Origin of the sequence: Pseudomonas sp. 7-41 (assembly GCF_021233075.1) — a bacterium.
GTDB classification, from domain to species: domain Bacteria; phylum Pseudomonadota; class Gammaproteobacteria; order Pseudomonadales; family Pseudomonadaceae; genus Aquipseudomonas; species Aquipseudomonas veronii.
This window is the reverse complement of sequence record NZ_CP089552.1, coordinates 18,105-36,360: the sequence shown is the minus strand read 5'-3', so window position 1 is coordinate 36,360 and position 18,256 is coordinate 18,105. Positions and strand designations below refer to the sequence as shown.

17 protein-coding genes and 7 pseudogenes are annotated in these 18,256 nt (G+C 57.7%); 6 read left to right on the top strand and 18 right to left on the bottom strand.

Features of this window, described 5'->3' with window-relative positions; all coding sequences use genetic code 11:
* Window position 1: 1 nt before the first annotated feature.
* From LQ249_RS30565 to LQ249_RS30555, 3 pseudogenes are all read right to left on the bottom strand, one after another.
* Window positions 2-1,188, bottom strand: a pseudogene (locus LQ249_RS30565) (IS256 family transposase); the annotation flags it as partial.
* A gap of 109 nt (window positions 1,189-1,297) precedes the next feature.
* Window positions 1,298-1,468, bottom strand: a pseudogene (locus LQ249_RS31890) (type II toxin-antitoxin system RelE/ParE family toxin); the annotation flags it as partial.
* Window positions 1,468-1,741, bottom strand: a pseudogene (locus tag LQ249_RS30555) (CopG family ribbon-helix-helix protein). The pseudogenes LQ249_RS31890 and LQ249_RS30555, both read right to left, overlap by 1 nt.
* 254 nt (window positions 1,742-1,995) lie before the next feature.
* Between LQ249_RS30555 and LQ249_RS30550 the strand changes: the two are divergent.
* The 4 genes and pseudogenes from LQ249_RS30550 (at window position 1,996) to LQ249_RS30540 (ending at window position 4,721) form a co-directional block, all read left to right on the top strand.
* Window positions 1,996-2,555 (top strand): annotated as a pseudogene (locus LQ249_RS30550) (recombinase family protein).
* A gap of 3 nt (window positions 2,556-2,558) precedes the next feature.
* Window positions 2,559-2,855 carry a DUF4158 domain-containing protein gene (locus LQ249_RS31885; RefSeq protein WP_442962256.1) on the top strand — a complete coding sequence of 99 codons (297 nt, stop codon included), beginning with the start codon at window positions 2,559-2,561 and terminating at the stop codon, window positions 2,853-2,855.
* Window positions 2,746-3,579 (top strand): annotated as a pseudogene (locus tag LQ249_RS30545) (Tn3 family transposase); the annotation flags it as partial. The gene LQ249_RS31885 and the pseudogene LQ249_RS30545, both read left to right, overlap by 110 nt.
* A 107-nt stretch (window positions 3,580-3,686) precedes the next feature.
* Window positions 3,687-4,721 (top strand): IS110-like element IS1492 family transposase, encoded by a 1,035-nt coding sequence (locus tag LQ249_RS30540; RefSeq protein ID WP_232566693.1) that lies wholly within the window; start codon window positions 3,687-3,689, stop codon window positions 4,719-4,721.
* A 306-nt stretch (window positions 4,722-5,027) separates the two neighbouring features.
* Here LQ249_RS30540 and LQ249_RS30535 read toward each other — a convergent pair whose 3' ends face one another.
* The 9 genes and pseudogenes from LQ249_RS30535 to LQ249_RS30495 form a co-directional block, all read right to left on the bottom strand.
* A complete protein-coding gene (locus LQ249_RS30535) occupies window positions 5,028-5,231 on the bottom strand; it encodes a hypothetical protein (RefSeq protein ID WP_232566692.1) in 204 nt (67 codons plus the stop codon).
* A gap of 69 nt (window positions 5,232-5,300) precedes the next feature.
* Window positions 5,301-7,076 carry a phosphoadenosine phosphosulfate reductase domain-containing protein gene (locus tag LQ249_RS30530; protein WP_232566691.1) on the bottom strand — a complete coding sequence of 592 codons (1,776 nt, stop codon included), beginning with the start codon at window positions 7,074-7,076 and terminating at the stop codon, window positions 5,301-5,303.
* 122 nt (window positions 7,077-7,198) lie between these two features.
* Window positions 7,199-8,312 (bottom strand): annotated as a pseudogene (locus tag LQ249_RS30525) (phosphohydrolase).
* Window positions 8,313-8,735: 423 nt separating this feature from the next.
* On the bottom strand, window positions 8,736-9,041 hold the full coding sequence (locus LQ249_RS30520; RefSeq protein ID WP_232566690.1) for a hypothetical protein: 306 nt from the start codon (window positions 9,039-9,041) through the stop codon (window positions 8,736-8,738).
* A gap of 10 nt (window positions 9,042-9,051) precedes the next feature.
* Window positions 9,052-9,144 (bottom strand): annotated as a pseudogene (locus LQ249_RS30515) (DUF2807 domain-containing protein); the annotation flags it as partial.
* Window positions 9,145-9,172: 28 nt separating this feature from the next.
* Window positions 9,173-9,376, bottom strand: a complete 204-nt coding sequence (locus LQ249_RS30510) for a hypothetical protein (protein WP_232566689.1) — start codon at window positions 9,374-9,376, stop codon at window positions 9,173-9,175.
* 205 nt (window positions 9,377-9,581) lie between these two features.
* Complete coding sequence (locus LQ249_RS30505) at window positions 9,582-10,271, bottom strand: hypothetical protein (RefSeq protein WP_232566688.1); 690 nt, start codon at window positions 10,269-10,271, stop codon at window positions 9,582-9,584.
* A gap of 83 nt (window positions 10,272-10,354) precedes the next feature.
* Window positions 10,355-10,684 (bottom strand): hypothetical protein, encoded by a 330-nt coding sequence (locus LQ249_RS30500; RefSeq protein ID WP_232566687.1) that lies wholly within the window; start codon window positions 10,682-10,684, stop codon window positions 10,355-10,357.
* Window positions 10,685-10,884: 200 nt separating this feature from the next.
* On the bottom strand, window positions 10,885-11,442 hold the full coding sequence (locus LQ249_RS30495; RefSeq protein WP_232566686.1) for a hypothetical protein: 558 nt from the start codon (window positions 11,440-11,442) through the stop codon (window positions 10,885-10,887).
* 130 nt (window positions 11,443-11,572) lie between these two features.
* Between LQ249_RS30495 and LQ249_RS30490 the strand changes: the two genes are divergently transcribed.
* Window positions 11,573-11,872, top strand: coding sequence for a helix-turn-helix domain-containing protein (locus LQ249_RS30490; protein ID WP_232566708.1), 300 nt, complete (start codon window positions 11,573-11,575; stop codon window positions 11,870-11,872).
* 1 nt (window position 11,873) lies between these two features.
* Here the strand turns inward: LQ249_RS30490 and LQ249_RS30485 are convergent, their stop codons facing one another.
* The 6 genes from LQ249_RS30485 to LQ249_RS30460 all read right to left on the bottom strand — a co-directional run bounded on the left by LQ249_RS30485 (window position 11,874) and on the right by LQ249_RS30460 (window position 17,268).
* Complete coding sequence (locus LQ249_RS30485; RefSeq protein WP_047882945.1) at window positions 11,874-12,647, bottom strand: PRTRC system ThiF family protein; 774 nt, start codon at window positions 12,645-12,647, stop codon at window positions 11,874-11,876.
* Window positions 12,644-13,348 (bottom strand): hypothetical protein, encoded by a 705-nt coding sequence (locus LQ249_RS30480; protein ID WP_047882946.1) that lies wholly within the window; start codon window positions 13,346-13,348, stop codon window positions 12,644-12,646. Before LQ249_RS30480 ends, LQ249_RS30485 begins: the two co-directional genes overlap by 4 nt.
* A complete protein-coding gene (locus LQ249_RS30475; protein ID WP_232566685.1) occupies window positions 13,338-14,612 on the bottom strand; it encodes a hypothetical protein in 1,275 nt (424 codons plus the stop codon). The genes LQ249_RS30480 and LQ249_RS30475 overlap by 11 nt, the downstream gene beginning before the upstream one ends.
* 195 nt (window positions 14,613-14,807) lie before the next feature.
* Window positions 14,808-15,020, bottom strand: a complete 213-nt coding sequence (locus LQ249_RS30470) for a PRTRC system protein C (protein ID WP_011600742.1) — start codon at window positions 15,018-15,020, stop codon at window positions 14,808-14,810.
* A gap of 11 nt (window positions 15,021-15,031) precedes the next feature.
* Window positions 15,032-15,493 (bottom strand): hypothetical protein, encoded by a 462-nt coding sequence (locus tag LQ249_RS30465; RefSeq protein ID WP_232566684.1) that lies wholly within the window; start codon window positions 15,491-15,493, stop codon window positions 15,032-15,034.
* 14 nt (window positions 15,494-15,507) lie between these two features.
* Window positions 15,508-17,268: a PRTRC system ParB family protein gene (locus LQ249_RS30460; RefSeq protein WP_232566683.1), complete on the bottom strand. Its 1,761-nt coding sequence runs from the start codon at window positions 17,266-17,268 to the stop codon at window positions 15,508-15,510.
* Between the two features lie 307 nt (window positions 17,269-17,575).
* Between LQ249_RS30460 and LQ249_RS30455 the strand changes: the two genes are divergently transcribed.
* Window positions 17,576-18,178 carry a hypothetical protein gene (locus LQ249_RS30455; protein WP_232566682.1) on the top strand — a complete coding sequence of 201 codons (603 nt, stop codon included), beginning with the start codon at window positions 17,576-17,578 and terminating at the stop codon, window positions 18,176-18,178.
* Window positions 18,179-18,256: the final 78 nt, after the last annotated feature.

The window sequence follows — 18,256 nt, the reverse complement described above, 5'->3', positions numbered from 1 at the left end:
TCACGGCCGACAGTTTGGCCTGTGGATTATCGCTGACGGATTCAAATGCCTCCAACTGCATATAGCGCCGTTGCAGGCAGCACTCGTCGTTCTTCTCCAGCAGCATCGCCCCTACCAGCCGCGTGATTGTAGGGTCGTTGGGAAAGATGCCCACGACATCGGTGCGACGTTTGATCTCAGCATTGAGCCGCTCCAGCGGGTTCGTGCTGTGCAATTGCTGTCGATGCGCTTTGGGAAACTCCATGTGCGCCAGGACTTCATCCTCGCAGCCGTCCATGAGCGTCGCGATTTTCGGGTACTTTTAGCGCAGTTGGTGAGCAACCAGGCGCCACTGCTGGTGGCATTCAGCGCGGCTGTCTTGGGCGAAGACCGTGCGCAGAAGCGCCGCCACCATGGTGCGCTGGCCCTTGCCGACATGGGCCATGGCGTTGCGCATGAAATGCACGCGGTAGCGCTGCCAGGTCGCGTTGAAGACCTTGGAAACTGCTGCCTTGAGCCCTTCGTGGGCGTCGGTGATGATCAGCTTCACGCCACGCAGTCCGCGCCGCATCAGGCTTCGCAGGAAATCCGTCCTGAACGGCTCTGCTTCTGAAGGGCCAACGCGCATGCCCAAGACTTCCCGACCACCATCAGTATTTACCGCCACGGCGATTATGACGGCGACCGACACGATACGCCTGGCCTCCCGCACCTTGACGTAAGTGGCGTCGATCCAAAGGTAAGGCCAATCGCCTTCCAGTGGGCGGTCAAGGAAGGCGTGGACACGTTCATCGATCTCGCCAGCCAGCCGTGACACCTGGCTCTTGGAGATGCCCGTCATGCCCATGGCTTTGACCAGCTCGTCCATTGAGCGCGTTGAAACACCTTGAATGTAGGCTTCCTGGATCACCGCTGCCATCGCCTTCTCGGCGGTACGTCGAGGTTCAAGAAAGCCAGGAAAGTAGCTGCCTTGCCGTAATTTCGGGATCTTCAGGTCAACGTCACCGGCGCGGGTTTGCCAGAGGCGATCACGGTAGCCGTTGCGGCTATTCGTCCGGTCTGGGCTTTTGACATCGAAACCGGCGCCGCACATGCCTTCGACATCGAACTCCATCATGCACTGGGCAACGAACTGGATCATTGCTTGAGCAGATCGGCGTCTGCCCCTTTCTCAACCAACTCGGTCATTGCGATAGTGGGCTTGGTCATCGTGGTTTCCTTGGTGAGTGTTAGGTCTTCGCCAAGAACCACGATGGCCATCCTCTTTCGCCCGCAGGGCGCCTTCGGCTGGTTCAGTTACACCACTTCCTGGGACACGATCAAATCCTTCCAGGCGCTCGCCGATGCCCGGGCTGGCCAACAGCGTATTCGGCGCTGCTGTGAGTTGCTGTAGGGCTCGTGCAGCGGCAGGTTGATTCACCGCTGCCAGAAACTCGTACAGCCGTGCAATGTCGGACAGCGCCTTGCTTCTTGTCCACTTCAATTCCATCAGCGCGGTACCGGCAACGGTGTGTCGGTGCTAAGGCTATCAGCCCAGGCCTGCACGGCGTGGTGGTCAATTACTCAGACAGCATCAACATCAGCTAAGGCTTCGCGGGTCAGGCGACTACGTTCCACTTCCTGGTCGATCCAAGCGGACAGAGCCTGTTTGACGATCCAGTTTTTTGGAGCGTTCCAGACGCTCTGCCATCAAATCGACCTTTTCGGCAAGTTGCACAAGGACGTGAGCCGTGACAAATCGGGTTTTTGCGGTAGTTGCCATGATGAGATACTCCTAATTGTGTATTGATTCAAAGTTAATCATAGTGATTAGTTATGCGTCGTCAAACGCCGTCAGGTTGGGCTATACCCTAACTGGATGTCAGGCAAGGCCGCTCCGCGCCGTCAGAATAGAGTCTGCATTCACATTCTTTGACACATGCTTGCCAAGGTCATAGATTTCAGCCTGACAAATTCAAGGCTTCGGGCGCAATGGAACCAAAAACCAACGTAAGCCCTACATCCCATGGAGGCATCTTGCAGGGACAACGCATCGGTTATGTCCGGGTCAGCAGTTACGATCAGAATCCGGAACGGCAACTTGAGCAAGTCGAGGTCGGCAAGCTGTTCACCGACAAAGCCTCGGGCAAGGACACCCAGCGTCCCCAGCTGGAGGCCATGCTCGGCTTCGTCCGCGAGGGCGACACCGTTGTGGTGCACAGCATGGATCGCCTGGCCCGTAACCTCGATGACTTGCGACGCCTGGTGCAGAAGCTGACCCAGCGCGGCGTGCGTATCGAGTTCCTGAAAGAGGGCCTGGTGTTCACCGGCGATGACTCGCCGATGGCCAACCTGATGCTGTCGGTGATGGAGGCCTTCGCCGAGTTCGAGCGCGCCCTGATCCGTGAGCGGCAACGGGAGGGCATCGCCCTGGCCAAGCAGCGCGGCGCGTACCGGGGCCGCAAGAGGCCCTGTCCGACGAGCAGGCTGCTACCCTGCGACAGCGGGCGTCGGCCGGCGAGCCCAAAGCGCAGCTTGCCCGCGAGTTCAACATCAGCCGGGAAACTCTCTACCAGTACCTACGCACGGACGATTGATACATGCCGCGTCGCTTGATCCTCTCGGCTACGGAGCGGGATACCCTGCTCGCGTTGCCGGAAAGCCAGGATGACCTGATCCGCTACTATACCTTCAACGACTCCGACCTGTCGCTGATCCGCCAGCGGCGCGGCGACGCCAACCGCCTGGGCTTCGCGGTGCAGCTCAGCCTGCTGCGATATCCAGGCTATCTCCGACCAGTACGCACCGTTCAGCACCCGCGTGGTGAATGTCGGCGTGCGCGATTCCACCTATGTGCTCGACGGCTTGCTGTACCACGAGTCCGATCTACGGATTGAGGAGCACTACACCGACACGGCTGGCTTCACCGATCACGTCTTCGCCCTGATGCACCTGCTGGGCTTCCGCTTCGCACCGCGCATCCGCGACCTCGGCGAAACCAATCTGTATGTTCCGAATAGCGTCCAGGACTACCCAACATTGCGCCCAATGGTTGGCGGCACCCTGAACATCAAGCATGTCCGCGCCCACTGGGACGACATCCTGCGCCTGGCCAGCTCGATCAAGCAGGGCACCGTCACTGCCTCGCTGATGCTGCGCAAGCTCGGCAGCTACCCGCGCCAGAACGGTCTGGCCGTGGCCTTGCGCGAACTGGGCCGGATTGAGCGCACACTGTTCATCCTCGACTGGCTGCAAAGCGTAGAGCTACGTCGCCGCGTGCATGCCGGACTGAACAAGGGCGAGGCGCGCAACTCCCTGACCAGGGCGGTGTTCTTCAACCGCCTCGGCGAAATCAGGGATCGGAGCTTCGAGCAGCAGCGCTACCGGGCCAGCGGTCTCAACCTGGTGACGGCCGCCATCGTGCTGTGGAACACGGTGTACTTGGAACGCGCCACCCAGGCGATGGGCGAAGCGGGGAAGTCGGTGGATGGCGAGCTGCTGCAGTACCTGTCGCCGCTGGGATGGGAGCACATCAACCTGACCGGCGATTATGTCTGGCGGCAGAGCCGCAGGCTGGAGGACGGGAAGTTTCGGCCGCTAAGGCTGCCCGGAAAACCTTAGCGAATGAAAGGGACTTCCCCGTCCAAGTCCGCGGCGAAAGTCGCGAGGCGGCATCAAGGTGCCATGATGAAGTTTCATAACTGCATCAATTACTGGAGGGGAAGCCAATGTCAGTTATCACGGTGGGAATCGATTTAGCCAAGACGGTGTTCGCCGTTCACGGCGTCAATGAGGCTGGCAAAGCCATATTGGTGAAACCGAAGGTTGCGCGTGATCAGTTGGTGCCATTGATCGCGCAGTTACCGCCGTGTTTGATTGGTATGGAGGCTTGCTCAGGGGCGCACCACTGGGCGAGGGTGTTTGTTCAGCACGGACATACTGTCAGGTTGATGGCTCCTAAACTCGTTGCTCCTTATCGGATGTCAGGTAAGCGCGGTAAGAATGATGCAGCAGATGCTGCTGCAATCTGTGAGGCAGTGACCCGACCCAGCATGCGGTTCGTACCCGTCAAGGACGAGCATCAACAGGCGACTCTTTGCCTTCATCGCACTCGGCAGGGATTTATCGAAGAGCGCACAGCTACTTACAACCGACTGCGGGGATTACTTTCTGAATTTGGGGTGGTCCTGCCGCAAAGCCCAGAGCGATTGAGAAGAGAGATTGGCCCTTATCTGGACAGCTTGCCTGGCTGGGCAAAACGGTGCATGAGTGAACTGTTAGAGCACACCAACCATATCGAGGACCGCTTGGTAGAGCTTGATCGAGCAATCAGCCAGATTGCTCGTGAAGATGATCGTAGCCGTAGGTTGCTGCAATTGCGCGGGGTTGGCTCGACCACGGCGAGTGCCTTGGTTGCCAGTATTGGGGATGGGCACGACTTCAGAAATGGTCGCCAAGTGGCTGCATGGCTCGGACTGACGCCAGGTCAGTACAGTAGCGGTGGAAAGCAGCGTTTGGGGAGTATCACCAAAGCCGGGGATGCCTATTTACGGAGTCTACTGGTGCTCGGGGCTCGATCTGTAATGGCCAACCTGGGCGATAAACAAGATACATTCAGTCGCTGGATCCGCAATCTGATTGAACGTCGCGGTTACTGGCGTGCGGCCGTCGCGATTGCCGCCAAGAATGCAAGGATGGCCTGGGCCGTCCTGCATTACGGCGACACGTTCAAGCTTGAGCAGGTAGAACCAACTGGTGCGTAGGCCCTGGCTTTCTATTGCTCAACTTTTAAGGTGTCAGGGTAGAACCATGAGCAGATAAAAAGAGGATCAATGTGCACTGCCGTCGTTGATGTGAAGCGGGTTGGACCTACGTGGGGTATACCTGAAAATCGTATGGGGAATTCAGTCCCGGTTAGCGAACGAGGTCCTCACGTGCGTCTTTCATCAGGGTCCGAGCCATCAGCTCAATATGACCGTTTGTAGTACCGCAGTCCTTCACCTTCTTACGTCGATCCGGCACGCGCAGCAGTGCAGCAATACAGAACACAATCGCTATTGCGCTTGCGCTCAATGGGGAAGCCCTTGTAGTACGATTTTTTCCGTTTTCTCTATTCGCCCCTTATAGAGCTTGTCGACCTCTGCCAGCACACGCCGATATCGAACTACTTCGAGAGCCAGGCGGCGAATATCGGGATCTTCATGCGCCGACCAAATGCGACGCAACTCGTCGAGCGTCACGGGCTCGAATGGCGGCAGTTCCGAAGAGGGCATAGCACGCCTCACTGTATGTAAAAACAGTATAGTCGCACAGGATTATGGTTGTTGCTTACACGGCTCTCATCAGAACAGATCGATCTGACCCAGTGAGTTACCACCAAGATGGGCTATCAGCGCAGCGCGGTCATGCAGAATGGGCTGAAGATCGCTTCTGAAAATCTGGTTGGACATCCGCATCATCCGATCCCAGTCGCCATGGTCGCCCTTGTAGATCGCTATGGTTCCCAACCCCAACAGGTAATGCAGCCCCGCAGTCGGAGACTGGTCGAAGGTCACGCGGGACAGGGCGTTATCCAGCTCGAAGTTCACGAACAGCTCTGCACCTTCGCGATCGATCTCGAATCCGCTGCTGGTCACCACATCCATGACCACCATCCCACTGCGTGTTGTGGTCAGGAACTCTGCATCAGCAGCAGCATGGGAAATACTGCGCAGGCCGTTGAACATTCCCTGGTACTGATCATCACAGAACGGCACCTCGACCTCGGGGTAGCGCAGGTCTGCCTCGGTGTACTTTGGCAGCGCCGCGATATCTGGGATCTCATAACGAACACCTTGCTCGTAGACCTCCAGGAACACCCTCATTGCGGTAAACGGTTTCTGGTATCCATACCGACCCCAAAGCGCCTCGACCGCCAGCAGTTGCTGGATATCCAGAAGCGTGAAGCGGGGCTTGATACCGGCTTGCTGGGCAGCGTCAAACTCGTCGAGCTGGATCGTGAGCATGATTCCCAGCAGCTCTTTGGTGAATGCCGGCGAGTAGGAATTCGGAGCGATTTTTATCGTCCCCGTTTCCTTATCAATCGTGCGCGCCAGCCAGCATCGAGCGCTCGGATCGAAGTGGCGGGCCTTAATGTAGTTCCGCAAGTCGTTCAAGGGCTTGAGCCAGTCGTACTCGCCGCCTTCCTTGGCAATCATGCTCTCGGCCGACGAGTCTCGAGAGACGCGGGTACATGACCAGCAGCCTGTCCGATGGCCACACGCTGGGCGCTCGGATTGTTTCCCGGCCAGGTAGACGTTCACCATGCAGTCACCGCCATTCATGTCGCGGTAGATCTCAACTAGCTGGTTGAAGCGGTCGTAGCACTCAATCCGGCCGGCGATCACCTGGCCGATGTAGCTGAACACGTCCATGGTGGTCATTTCAGCAATAGGGCTGAGTACCCAGTCGTGCGCGCCGGCGTCGGCGGCGAGATTCACCGCCTCAAAGGCGCTCTCGCCGCGCTCAGACATTTTCCGCTCGCGCTGCACCGACTCATCGAACCGGGTACCGATCAGCGAAACGAGATCGTCGTCAGTACACTTGCGGCCGAGGCGAGCCGCGACATCCCGGAGAATTGCCTTCTTCACTCGTTTCAGGGGATCTGCTTTGGTCATTTGCTGGCATTTGGCGTTGGAGCCAACGCTGGCGATAATGCGCCCGCCGACCAAGCTCACCAGGTAGTCATTGCTCAGGCCCGGCTTTGCTACCCACACCTTCATCTCGATGCCGGCGAACTTCGCATAGGCCTGCATTTGCTGCATCTGGCTCTGGTTGTAGCAGTGGATCACCGGGTTTTCCATGCGGGTGTCGGAGTGCATGACGTTCAAGGTTGGCACCGCGAAACCTTCGGTGGCCAGCTCGCGAATTGCAGTGAACGCGATGTTCAGCGTAACGCTTGAGTCTTTGCCGCCACTCCACGCCACAACAGGCTGCTTGCCGGCCCGCACGACGCGCTTCACAGCGTCGACCGCCCCGGCAATCTTCTCGGCCAGGGTCTTCTCAGGCCCGCGAACAACATTGGCAGGCATCTCCTGGACGCCAGCTGAAGAGAACAGATCGACATCGAACAACTGCATGACAAGCTCCGTGCTTGAATCCAGCTCCTCACTGGAGCTGATGGATTCAAGGTACGGCAGGCATCGGAAATCCCAAGGAACGCGGACAGCTATCGTTCCAGGGGAAACCAGGGTGGAATCTTTTAAACCGATCCGCAACCTTCGGTCACGAATGCTCCAGCTGGCAACTGCCAGGCTTTACCCTCGGGCGTGAAGATCGGCAGCACGTATTCGCGCTGGCGCGCCTGGGCAAGTGCGTCCAGATCGGTAATATCAAACGCTTCCGCCGTGGCTGACAGATCCACCACGTTGATTTTCTGCCGGCTGATAGTGCAGCCGAACTCGTCCTCGTAACCGGCTATCGGGGTGACCCGCTCAGGGAAGTATTTGCGGATAGTGGCCCAGACCTTCGGTGAGTTGTAAATGCACGTCATGCAGCTGAAACGCCCCCAAACGGTAGGGGACAGGTGCCTCCACGCGGTGGCGAGCAAGCAGCTCCCACACCTGTTCTTCGCTGTAGTGCAGCACCGGCCGCCAAGCATCTACGTGCCGGCCGAGGCGACCCTTGCGGCGGTCGACGGCGTGAGGTTCCAGCTGGTTGTACTTGCTGCGGTTACTCGACTCTGCACGGCGCTCGCCAGTGACGAACAAGGTCTTGGTCCCGAGAAAGCGCTCCTGATTAGTGATGGCCCTGCGGCCTACGTCGATCTTGGCCGCCGAGCTACACCAGCGAGTTGCCAGGCTGGCGCTTTGCTGAGGAAACCGGCGACGGGTCGCTGGTGATGTCCGACTGGTATCACGATCCAAGCAGATAATTCCGCCTGGAGTTTCGACCATGTGAGGCTTGGAGTAGGCGTCCATCTTGAGCATTTCGCCCTCGATGCCACCCTTCAACCAAGAGAAATAGAGCGGCAAATTGAATGCTGCTGCGAACTTCTCGATGAAACTGTCATTGAATGTCCAGTCCATGAGTGTGCTCCCCTCAGCGCCATCAACGCGGTGGTGCCAGAGTTCGACGCGACGCAGATCCACACCCTGCTCGATCAATGCCAGCAGGCAAGCGATGCTGTCCTTGCCAGACACACAGACTACAACGTGGTCATAGCTGTCCAGATCCACTGTCGGAGCATCGAAATAGGTGCCCTCGGCCAGTACCGTAGGCTCAGGCTCGAACCCGAGCAGGGTGAGCTGCTGACCCAGTGCCGGGATAACTACCTGGTCGTCAAACTGGTGTGCGCGGGAGATTAACGGGTGCATTGGCTGTCCTCTGAGCACCTACCTGGTGCCTACAGTCTCAAGCTACTGCGGCAACGCGAAATCCCAAGTGAAGGGCAAGGGGGACGTTTCCCCCTTGGGATAGCAGGAAGCTGGGAGGAAATCATCTACAGGGGACAGGGAGCGTTCGGATACCACTCGGCCGCGCTTCTCCTGGATGGGATAGCTCTATCTAGACGTAGCGCTAGGTTGACTCCCACTCGATTACGTCCCAGTCATAGCTCACTTCGCAAAGGTCGCCGGCAGTTCGCCAGGCACAATCGTCCTCTGCCACGTGGACTAGAAGATGCTGCTGGATATTGCCACTGCTGCAATGCCTGAGTCTGCATTGGACGGGCACCCCTGGAGCGGGCATAAAGTCTTTTGTCTTGATCCAGGCCAATGTTTTCGCCTCCGCTTTTCAAATCAGTCGTCAGTCTGGTTGCCAGCGATGAGCGCGTTCAGCACGGTTTCGTCATCGTCAAACCAGCCGTCTTCAGCCAGGCCCAAGTTCCCGTCGAGGATGACGCAGACCGCCAGAGCGGCTTCCGCAGGATCTGCACCGTATTCACGAATCACGCGCTCGATCTGTTTGCGCAGAAGGGAAGCGGACTCAACTTGGCCTACGCCACGCTCAGCAGCAGGATCTGCGAGCTCCAGGGGTGTCTGCCCCTCAGCCATAGGATCGGCAGTGACGATGGCATCGGACTGGGTGCGAAATTTCATTTCCATGGATGGATTCCTACTTCTTGAACTTGATGTCGCCGGAGCCGGCAACAGACTGGTCACGGCTCGGCGGGTTGCCGCGCACCACGATGTCACCGGAGCCAGCCACTGACAAATGTTATGCGCAGTCTGCGTGCCTACTCGACCGCGGGCCACTTACTCCGACACCCGGGCCTCTTGCAGCGCTGCCAGTCGGGCACATCCTCGGCCGGCTCGGGATCGCACATCACCGCCACCAGCCCGCACGCGGCGCGCTTGGGCGTGCGAGTGTCCGGGTTCGAACACCAGCTCGCGTCGCGGAAAGCGGCGAGCAACGGCGGGGCTTCGGTCTGCTCAATCATGAGTCGGGTTCCTCCGGTTAGCAGTCATCACACAGAAATAGCCGCTCGGCTCGGCTGCGCGGGTCGTTCTTGTGAGGGCCGCAATTCATGTGGCAGACCTTCGACGCCGGGTCGAACTTGGCCAACTCGGCTGGGTCGGCGCGCGGCCACTCAATAGGCACTTCAGCCGGTGGCTGCGCTGGCTTTGACTTGCGGACTTTCGCACTCATCGCGGGGTGGACTCGTCTTCAAAGTTTTCCGCCACTTTCGCTTCGCTTTTGATTTTCAGGATGACATCTGCGAGCTGCTGGCTTGAGCCGCTATCGTTGTGTGGCCATGGTCCGAAAGGCTGCGATGAAAGGCGGTTGAAAACGATCAAACCAGGGCAGCGGTATTCAAATGGGCCAGTGGATTGGAACCGGACAAAGGCAACCGGGCTGGTGCAGCCAGGCATATCAGTTATTTCTCCGATTTCCTTCATGAGCGCAATATCCGCCCATCCTGCCTGATCGGTGTTGAAGAACGTCAGGTGGTCATATGCGGACTTGCTACCTACGAAGCATGCCAAAGCAACAAGTGTCAGCTGGCCCATCGGCCAAAAGCCTTTGGAGTTAGCCGCTCTTTTCCACAGCGAGGGGATGTAGAAGAGTAGGGCCACTGAGGCGGCCAAAAGCAGATAGACGGTTAGCCGCGCAGTATCGACGCCAAGAGTTTTCCCCGGAGCGCCATCTGGGCCAAAGAAGAGGTAAAGCAGTGGTGCGCAGTAGGCCATGCCTACAGCATAGGAAGCCAGCACGAGAGCCATTTGAAGTAGCCGCTGCCCAGGGCCGGGGGAAACCAAGGCCAACGTAGCGCGAGCGACGGTACCAATGACCACGATCAGCAGAACAACGGAGCATAGGAGGATGTAGAGCATTATGATTGACGCCTTTAGCGCTATTCGGTGGATCTACCGCCGAGCTGTTAGAGATCGAGATTTATGCGAGGGGGCGTACTCGGTTATCCACTGCCTTCCTTCTTGCTGCCATTACCTGAGAAAAGCAGCACGAATGGGGTCACCAGTAGCCCGACCCCCATGAAGAACATGGCGAAGATGCCCAGGCCATCGCCCGGCTGTAGCCCGGTACCAGCAGCGGTCGCAATCGCCCGATAGTGGTCGGCCTGTGCCCCAACGACACGCACAAGAACTATCGTCATGGCGCACACCACCAGAGCTTGCCAACCTTTGCGGATGTCCAGGTGATCGACGAACACCCACAGCCAGGCGAGGGCTGCGAAGATGGCTAGCAGTAGCAACAGCCAATAAAAAAGTCCGTAAATATCGGCCATAAATGCAGCTCCTAACATATTCCGCACTCCATTAATTTGCTTTCGGCCAAGATAGCGCGCAACGCAGGTATCCCAACTCATGGGCGCATTATCCCACACGGCTTGGAGAGGCGTGGCGGCGAGAGGATAGCTCGTGAGGAGCCTTAAAGCCTGCGCCAAGCCTAAGGGAACAGGCCGACGCGGTATTCATGGGCAGAGCGTCAGGGACGGGAGTTGTGGTGCAGTGTCGACAGCTCTGCCAATACCCACTGCCAGTATCCAAGCTGTGTCTGGTTGCTTCGCACTGCTTGAAGCCACTGGTAGTTGGTCAGGAAAGGATGGTCGTTTCCACTGAGCGCATACCTTTTCTCTAGTTGCGACGGAGTGCGATCCAGGTCAGAGAGATAGGCTTCCGGCAGTTGATAGGGCACCAAGGCGAAGTCTGTAATCGCTTGCTCAATTGAAATGGATATTTCCTGCCCCGTTTCGGCACAGCGGAGAGTCCTCACATCGCCATTGCGGCCGGTTACCTGCCACGCATACCCCGCCGGGGTTACAGCCTCAGCATTATCCGGGGAGCAAATAGCCTCTTCGCTGTAAACAACGGACTCCAGCGGAAAAAATATCTCTGCAATCATGCGGTCAAGCTGATCCAAAGTTCGCTGATGGATGCCTGAACCCTCGGCCTCGATCAGTGCCCGTAAGGAAGCTCTCGATGCGTTGAGTTCCTGATAAAGCTCGGCCAAATGCTGGGGTACGGAGGGGTCAATGTGAGTCATATTTGGTAGTCCTAACCAGGGGGAGTGTGCATATAAAACCGCTCCGCTGACCCTCTGGGCGTAGCGTCACGAGCGAAAAGGGTATTCTTAAACGTGGTTTTAATTGTTCCTGCCGATAACGCTTCTGTCTATGGAGAAGCGACCACCAACACGCGGGCGACCGGCAGGAACATCAAGCTTTGACCCTCAGGTGGCAGGAGCTTTTGGCAATGTCGTGCGCGAAGAACGCCTGAAATTGGGCCTGGCTCAGGAGAAACTTGCTCTCCTGGCTGGGGTTGAGCGTTCGCACCTGGGGAAAATCGAGCGGGGCGAGAGTCTGCCCACACTTCCCTTGATTATGAGATTGTCCAAAGTCCTCGAAGTTAAAGCCGCTGACCTGATATCGCAGATGGAGCAGAGGCTGGACCAATGCGAAGACGGGAGCGGTTGAGTTAGGCGGATTGCGGAACAGGTGGGAACGGAAAAGTGTTTTGAGAGCCTGACGCCAGATCAACGGTGATCCAGTGCTTATCGGTTTCCCCCGTGCGCAGCAACTCCCACACAATGCTCATTCCGGCAGTTGTAACTGCCCGGTTGACCAAGCAGTCCTGCGAACGAATGGCTTCCGCAACTGAGCAGGATTTTTTGTTGTCATCTTCAAGCGTTTCGATTTCAGGGTAAGCGTCCATCACGTTGGGGTAGATGCCCCTCTTGTTTGAATGCGCAGCGCCGAACACAACCTGTCCATGGCGGGCCTCGTTGCCGAGGTCAAGCCACATGCAGTGTCGGGATAGCAGCGCGCTGCTGGCGATTGCGCGGCGGGCCGAAGAAAGGTCAACAGCGGAAATGATCAAGTCGGCGGCGCGCATCGCCTCTATGGTCTCTTGGCTTGGAAATCGGAAGGGCAGGGCCTCCCAGGACGTACCCAGCATGAGATTGTAACGATTCACCAAACTGATTGCTTTGAATTGGCCCAAGTCGCACGGCCAGAAACGCTGACGTACAAGGTTCGGCTCGCGCACGATGGCATCGTCAATGACAGTGACCTCCAGCCCCTCTGGATGGCCGAGGGAGCGAAGCGCATGGTGGAAACTGGCCAGCGCATCAACCACCTCACTGCCATTGCCACCGGCCCCGATAACCACAATGCGTGGTGCGCGCTCAACCCACGAGGCTGGCGTCTTGTAGATCGGCGATTGGTGAGCTGTGATCGGATGAACGCTCATCGCGCACCTCCTTTGATAGCTTGCGCTAGCGTTAGCGGGCCACTGTATGACCCGGCTGAAACCAGTTTTGAGGCTGGGAACCGCTTCGATCCTTTCTCGCTCAGTGCTCGATAGAACTCCTTCAAGGCCTCAAACGAGCGGCAACCCGCCACCGGCTCAACCGTGCCGCTGTGGGTGTTTTCGCTCTCCAGCACGAAGTTCTCCCAGGCCGGGATGTTCTCTCGTCGAACATCGCGGGGAACATTGCCGCTGCCAGTGCAGAAAGTTCCGCCCTGGTACACGTTCCCCAACGGGGCGTAGAAAAGTTCTGTCTCCGGGGTCGGACGCTGGTTGCCCTTGAACGCAAAGCAACGGAAGGATTGGTTGGCCGCAGCGATGAAGATCAAGCCCGGCAGGGGGGCGCGTATGCGCTCGCCAAGGATTGGAATATCGTGCAGACCAGGGCGGCGGTACCACGCCAAGACGGTGCGTGAGCTGAACAGATAGCTCTCGGGGAGAAATTCTGCTCCGGCATCCTCATTCAACAGCAGAGCAGCCAATTCGGATTTATCGTAGGGGCTGAAAGCCCTCCCAGCGCCCAGGGTGAAGCCTGCCTTACCATCTTCCAGCGCAATGACGCTGTGACTGGTGACAGTGACCACGCCTGTCTGGCAGTGGTGGTGTATCAGCATGGCCTTGCTCGAAACATTTTCACTTAGCATTACCGCATTCCTCTAAAGCGTCGGCGATTCGCTGCAACAGACCTAGGGTCAGCGATAGCATGTCTAGAACTGGCAGGGTGACGGTTCGCAATCGATCAGAACTCAGCGGTAACCCGATGGCTGGGAAGCCAGAGCCGCTGACGATGCCGTCAAAACCGTCATAGCTACTCTGCTCTAGATTTGGAAAATCCCTAGTCAGACAAACCAGAATGCTCTCGAAAAGAGAAACCCCATCACCGGCTGTGCCTGGGAAATCATGGGGGTTGAACTCTTTGAGCGATCCGCTGGCCTCATGCTCCAGGCAGTGCTGCAAGGCTTCCGCCAGCACTTGAGTCAACGGAGCGTGTGCATCATCACGCTCACAGATTTGCCGCGCCTGATCGGACAGCTCCTCGATTTCGCACCGATCTCCCTGGCCAAGGGTAGCTCCAGCTATCTGTTTGAGTTCATCCATCTCATAGATGGCGTCAAGCAAGCTGTTTACAGAATCCTCGTCTTGGCCGTGGCAGTAGAGATATTCAGCGATGTAGTCCTCATGCTCGACCGAATCGTCCAACAGGAAGGCGCAAAGTTCCTCTCTGGAGCACGTGGCCAAGCGCGGTGCAAACTCCTCGTAAGCCTCCGAAAGTCCGTGATTCAGGTAGCTGTGCGGCCCGAGGAAGGTCATTGGGGTATGGAACGGCAGCAGATGGCGTGTCATCGCGTCGAGAGTTTTGAAAAGAAGCACCCGCAGTTCCAAGTTCGCTGGCGCTTGAATGGTGAAGGTAGCGAAGCAGCTCGACTCCAGAATGAAATGACCGTCCTGGATTCCGAAGGAGTAGGCGTCCTCAACGGATTTTGGCAGCTTGACCCGGCCAATCAACGAGCGCTCCAGCTCCGCCATTATCCGGCCTGCCCCATCAGGGCCTGCCTCGATGTGGGGGGCGAGCGCATCAAGTCCGACCAGCCCAGCCTCTACAGCGGCTATTGCATAGGATGCCGTCTCAACTGGATCGACGTATGGGGTATTCAGCCTATTCAGCAGGCTGGTGCGCTGTGGAAAAAGGCCTTCATCGCTGATGGCAAAGGACGCACCAAGACGCTGTACTACCTCGCCCGTAAGGCGATGCAGCCCGTAGCTATTTGGGTACTGCCGAAGCCATTCGATGGCGCTATCGGCAACCAGACCAGCTTGCAGCGCCTCACGGCACAGCATGCTATGAGCTTGGTGGTCGACCACCCCTGCATAGTCCCGGCTGAACAGTTGGGCCTGTGCTTCACGCATCACAGACCCGACATTCGGCAAGCTAAGAGGTGTCAGCGCGGCAGTTGGAAGTCGATAGTGCCGGGATTGGCGGGGGAGGAGAGCAACTTCCATAGCCTTTGTCTCTGCTGGTGGTCTAAACAATCAGGTTCGGTACCGGACGGGAGGTGGCGATCCAGTTCGCCACGCTCCCACGCTTTCAGGACTTCAAGCGGATCAACCTTTTGCGCCGAATCCGCCGTCTCGGAACTCGTAGACATAGCTGTCATTCTCCACAATGGGGTCGATAATTTTCGCTCCGTTGAGCTTTGGGAACTGACGGGCATAGTGTTTCAGCACGTCAGTCACGGACATTTCGGGCTGCGGGTCGGGGAGGTCACGACCGGCGTAACGAAAAACGCGGGCAAGAGAGATTTCAACGAGTGCCATGAGTGCAATTCCTAGAAAGAGGCCGCGAGGTTCAGATTGGGTTCGCCTGAGCCGCTGTCCACGCCCGAACCGCCACCTACCTGCGCAGCGTCGCCATCCTCGGCATCGGCATCGGCATCGGGCGCAGCAGGCTGCTCGGTAGCTGGCGTGGCGGCTTTCGCCTGCACAGTCGCGCCAATCGAGCGGATTTCATCCAGCAGGCTCACCCCCTCATTCAGCGCCTGGACGTGCTGTGTCAGGCGCTTCATCAGCGCCTCCTCGATTTCAACAGCACTCCCTACCAGGATCAGTGGGCGACACATGGCGGCGCGAAGCTGCACTTCGTGCTCGGAGGCCTTCTCAGGTGTAGGGCCGAGGTCAGCGGTAATCATCACTTTCAGCGCCTCAGCGGAGGCGGTTTCGATTGCCACATTGACGCGGTGTTGAGTGCCTGCCAGTGCAGCAGCCATTACGGAAAAAAACGTGGATTGCATGATGATGCTCCCTGTCAGGCTTTGGTCGATTCGGATTGCTGGGGAGCGGGGTTCTTCCCGCCCTGTGCCGATAGTTGTAACGCAGGCGGCAAATAACCCAACCAGCTGAACTCTTTGAAGGCCAGGATGGCTTCGGTAAGAGCGCTTGCCTTGCCGGTGGCCAGCCCCTCAAAGGCCTTTTCGCCCTTCGCCTCGTTGTAGGCGGCGGCAAAGCCTGAACGCTTGCAATCTTCGATGATGCCCGCCTTAACCTGAGCCTTGAGGTAGCTCTCGTTCATCACGAATCCTTTGGCCGGATCGACGTTGGCGTACTCCATGAACTTGAGTGACTGAGCACCCGACACGGATTTCTCGAATGCGTCAGCGCTATCCGTTCGGAATAGCGAGGCGGCAGCCATGCTGCCCATGAACGTGAGGAGCTTTTCCTCCCCGAGTTGCGCAAGCCGAATCTCGGCATCGGCGCGAGCCGTGGTCATCAGGGCGCTTGTGACACCCATAGCCTTTTCCATCTGTGCCCGCAGCTCGCTCTTGAGGTCGCTGCGCATCTCGAAATACATGCTTACGATGGCCACTGCCAGTGCGAGCGAGCGGTCATTGAGCACGACTTGCTTGCTCATACGGGCGTAAAGGTCGAAGGCTTCACGGCGTAGCGACTTCTTCACCTGGGTGGGCTTGGCGCTTGCAGCCTTCGGCTTGGCCGGGGCTGCTCCAACAGTACCCCCCGCAACGGTGGCTGGCGCTGTGTTCGTTAGGGTGGCCAGGGCGGCTTTGTAGGCGGCGGTTTTCTCCTTGTGGCAAGGCTTGTTGAAGCACATACCGCCGATCACGTCGCCTTCGCGCCCCCTCGACACCATTACCACTGCGCCGAAGCTTGCACAGGTAGCGCACGCCGCTGCCTGTTGCTCTCCCACGCCATCCTCGCCCCGTGCGACAAGCTTCACGTATGAGTCCTTGGCGAGATTAAGCTCGCTATGAACCACCGCGTGTTCCTCCTGCGCCTCGATCAACCGAACCGAAATTAGCTGCTCGGTTTTCCGGTTCCAGCAGACAGAGTTCTGGCAGCGAGACGCCCCAAGGCTGGCCTCGAACAAATCGGCATTCGCGCCCGAGTTGTGGATGCAGCTCCGGCATTCGGTGGTGTCAAAGCGCGCAGTCGAAACGTCCCGAGTCAACTCCAGCAGGCGTGCCCTGGTCTGCTCGACGGAATAATTCTTCTCGACGATCTTCGACAGAATGCCCGCTTGATCGGAGGCGGGGAGACGGCACAGCAATTCAGCATGGCCAATCTTGATTTGCTCCTCCAGCAGAGCTTCGGCCACCGCGTCACAGGCATGTGCGAGTAGCAGGCGGCTGTCGAGCTTGGTTCTAGACCAATCCAAGGCCTTCATCACCGCCAAATGATCGTTGGCCATGTCCTCCAGCAAAACTACCGCAGACTGGGCTTCTTCGATTGGCGTCAGGTCGGCCCGCACCTGATTCTCCAATGCGGCGATCAACCGCGCTTCCTGATCGCTCATAGCGCGGATCAGGGCGGGAACCTCGATCAAGCCCGCATCGTGGGCCGCCGTCCAGCGCCGGTTGCCTGCAACCACCTCATGGTCGTAGTTCGGGTCATCGCTTACTGGCCTGACCAGAATCGGCTGGATGATGCCCTTGGCACTGATAGAACGCACCAGTTGCTCATAAGCGGACTTCTTCCGGCCTTTACGCGGGTCGATTTGCGGGTTACGGCGGATACGATCCAGGGGGAGGACTTGGGCTACTTGCTGATTCACTTGGCTAAACTCCGTGTTTGCAATGAGTTCAGCTTCACCCATGTTCGGGAAAACCCAAGCTTCAAGGCGCGCCGGTTATTTCGGACGTCAATCGCGCCTGAAAGCGGAAAATAGGGGGCTTTTTTCGGGGTACGTTAAGCCCATCCCTCCCTGGTAGGGCAACCCACGGCCCTGATCGAAATGAAAAAGACCGCTCACGTTTTTATCCTCACGCTCACGCCGGTGGCTCAATGGGTGTGCTCAGCTTTCTTGGGAAAATCCCGTGCTGAGTAAGAATCGCAAAACACTGAACCTGGAGTTACACCCAATGAAGTATGAAATTGCCGAGAAGTATGGCTGCACCATCATCTACGGGATGATCCCCGTCACCGAACTATGCGCTGTTATGGCCAAGGCTGCGGAAGGCGCTGTCATGTCTCCTTTGCTGGCCAAACGTCTTGGGGCGAACACGGTGTTTGGCACGCCTGCTGCCCTGGAACAACTGGTAGCAGATCCAGACACACGAGCAACCAGCAAGCTGCTGACCGAGGAGCTGCGAGGGGATTTTCCTTTGTCGGACAAAGCAATTCTTTGGCTAGAAGAAGGTGAGCGGGGAGCCAGTAGCGAAAGCATGTTCCAGCGATTTACAGGAATGCCTGGTTTGGAGGAGGGCAACTATCCTCACGATCTTTCTGACCTCAGGCGTTGCCGACTACTCCTGGAACAAGTGCCTGAGTTCAATAGTCTGCTACCCCAAATGAGAGATGTATCTCTGGTATGGGAAAGGCTCGTCGAGCGCTGGGCATATATCTGCGAAGCAATGGATGAAGACTCGCCAGACTGGCGGAATGGAAACTTTGTAAACGATAACTGGCACGCATATCACTTGCTGAAAACCGCTATTCAAGGCACGCCCCCTCCGTTGGTGTAACTGCCCAAACGATGAGAGAAGACTGCCCCGGAGAAATCCGTGATGCTGGTGGTGCATGTTTCAAGTAGCAAAAAGCCC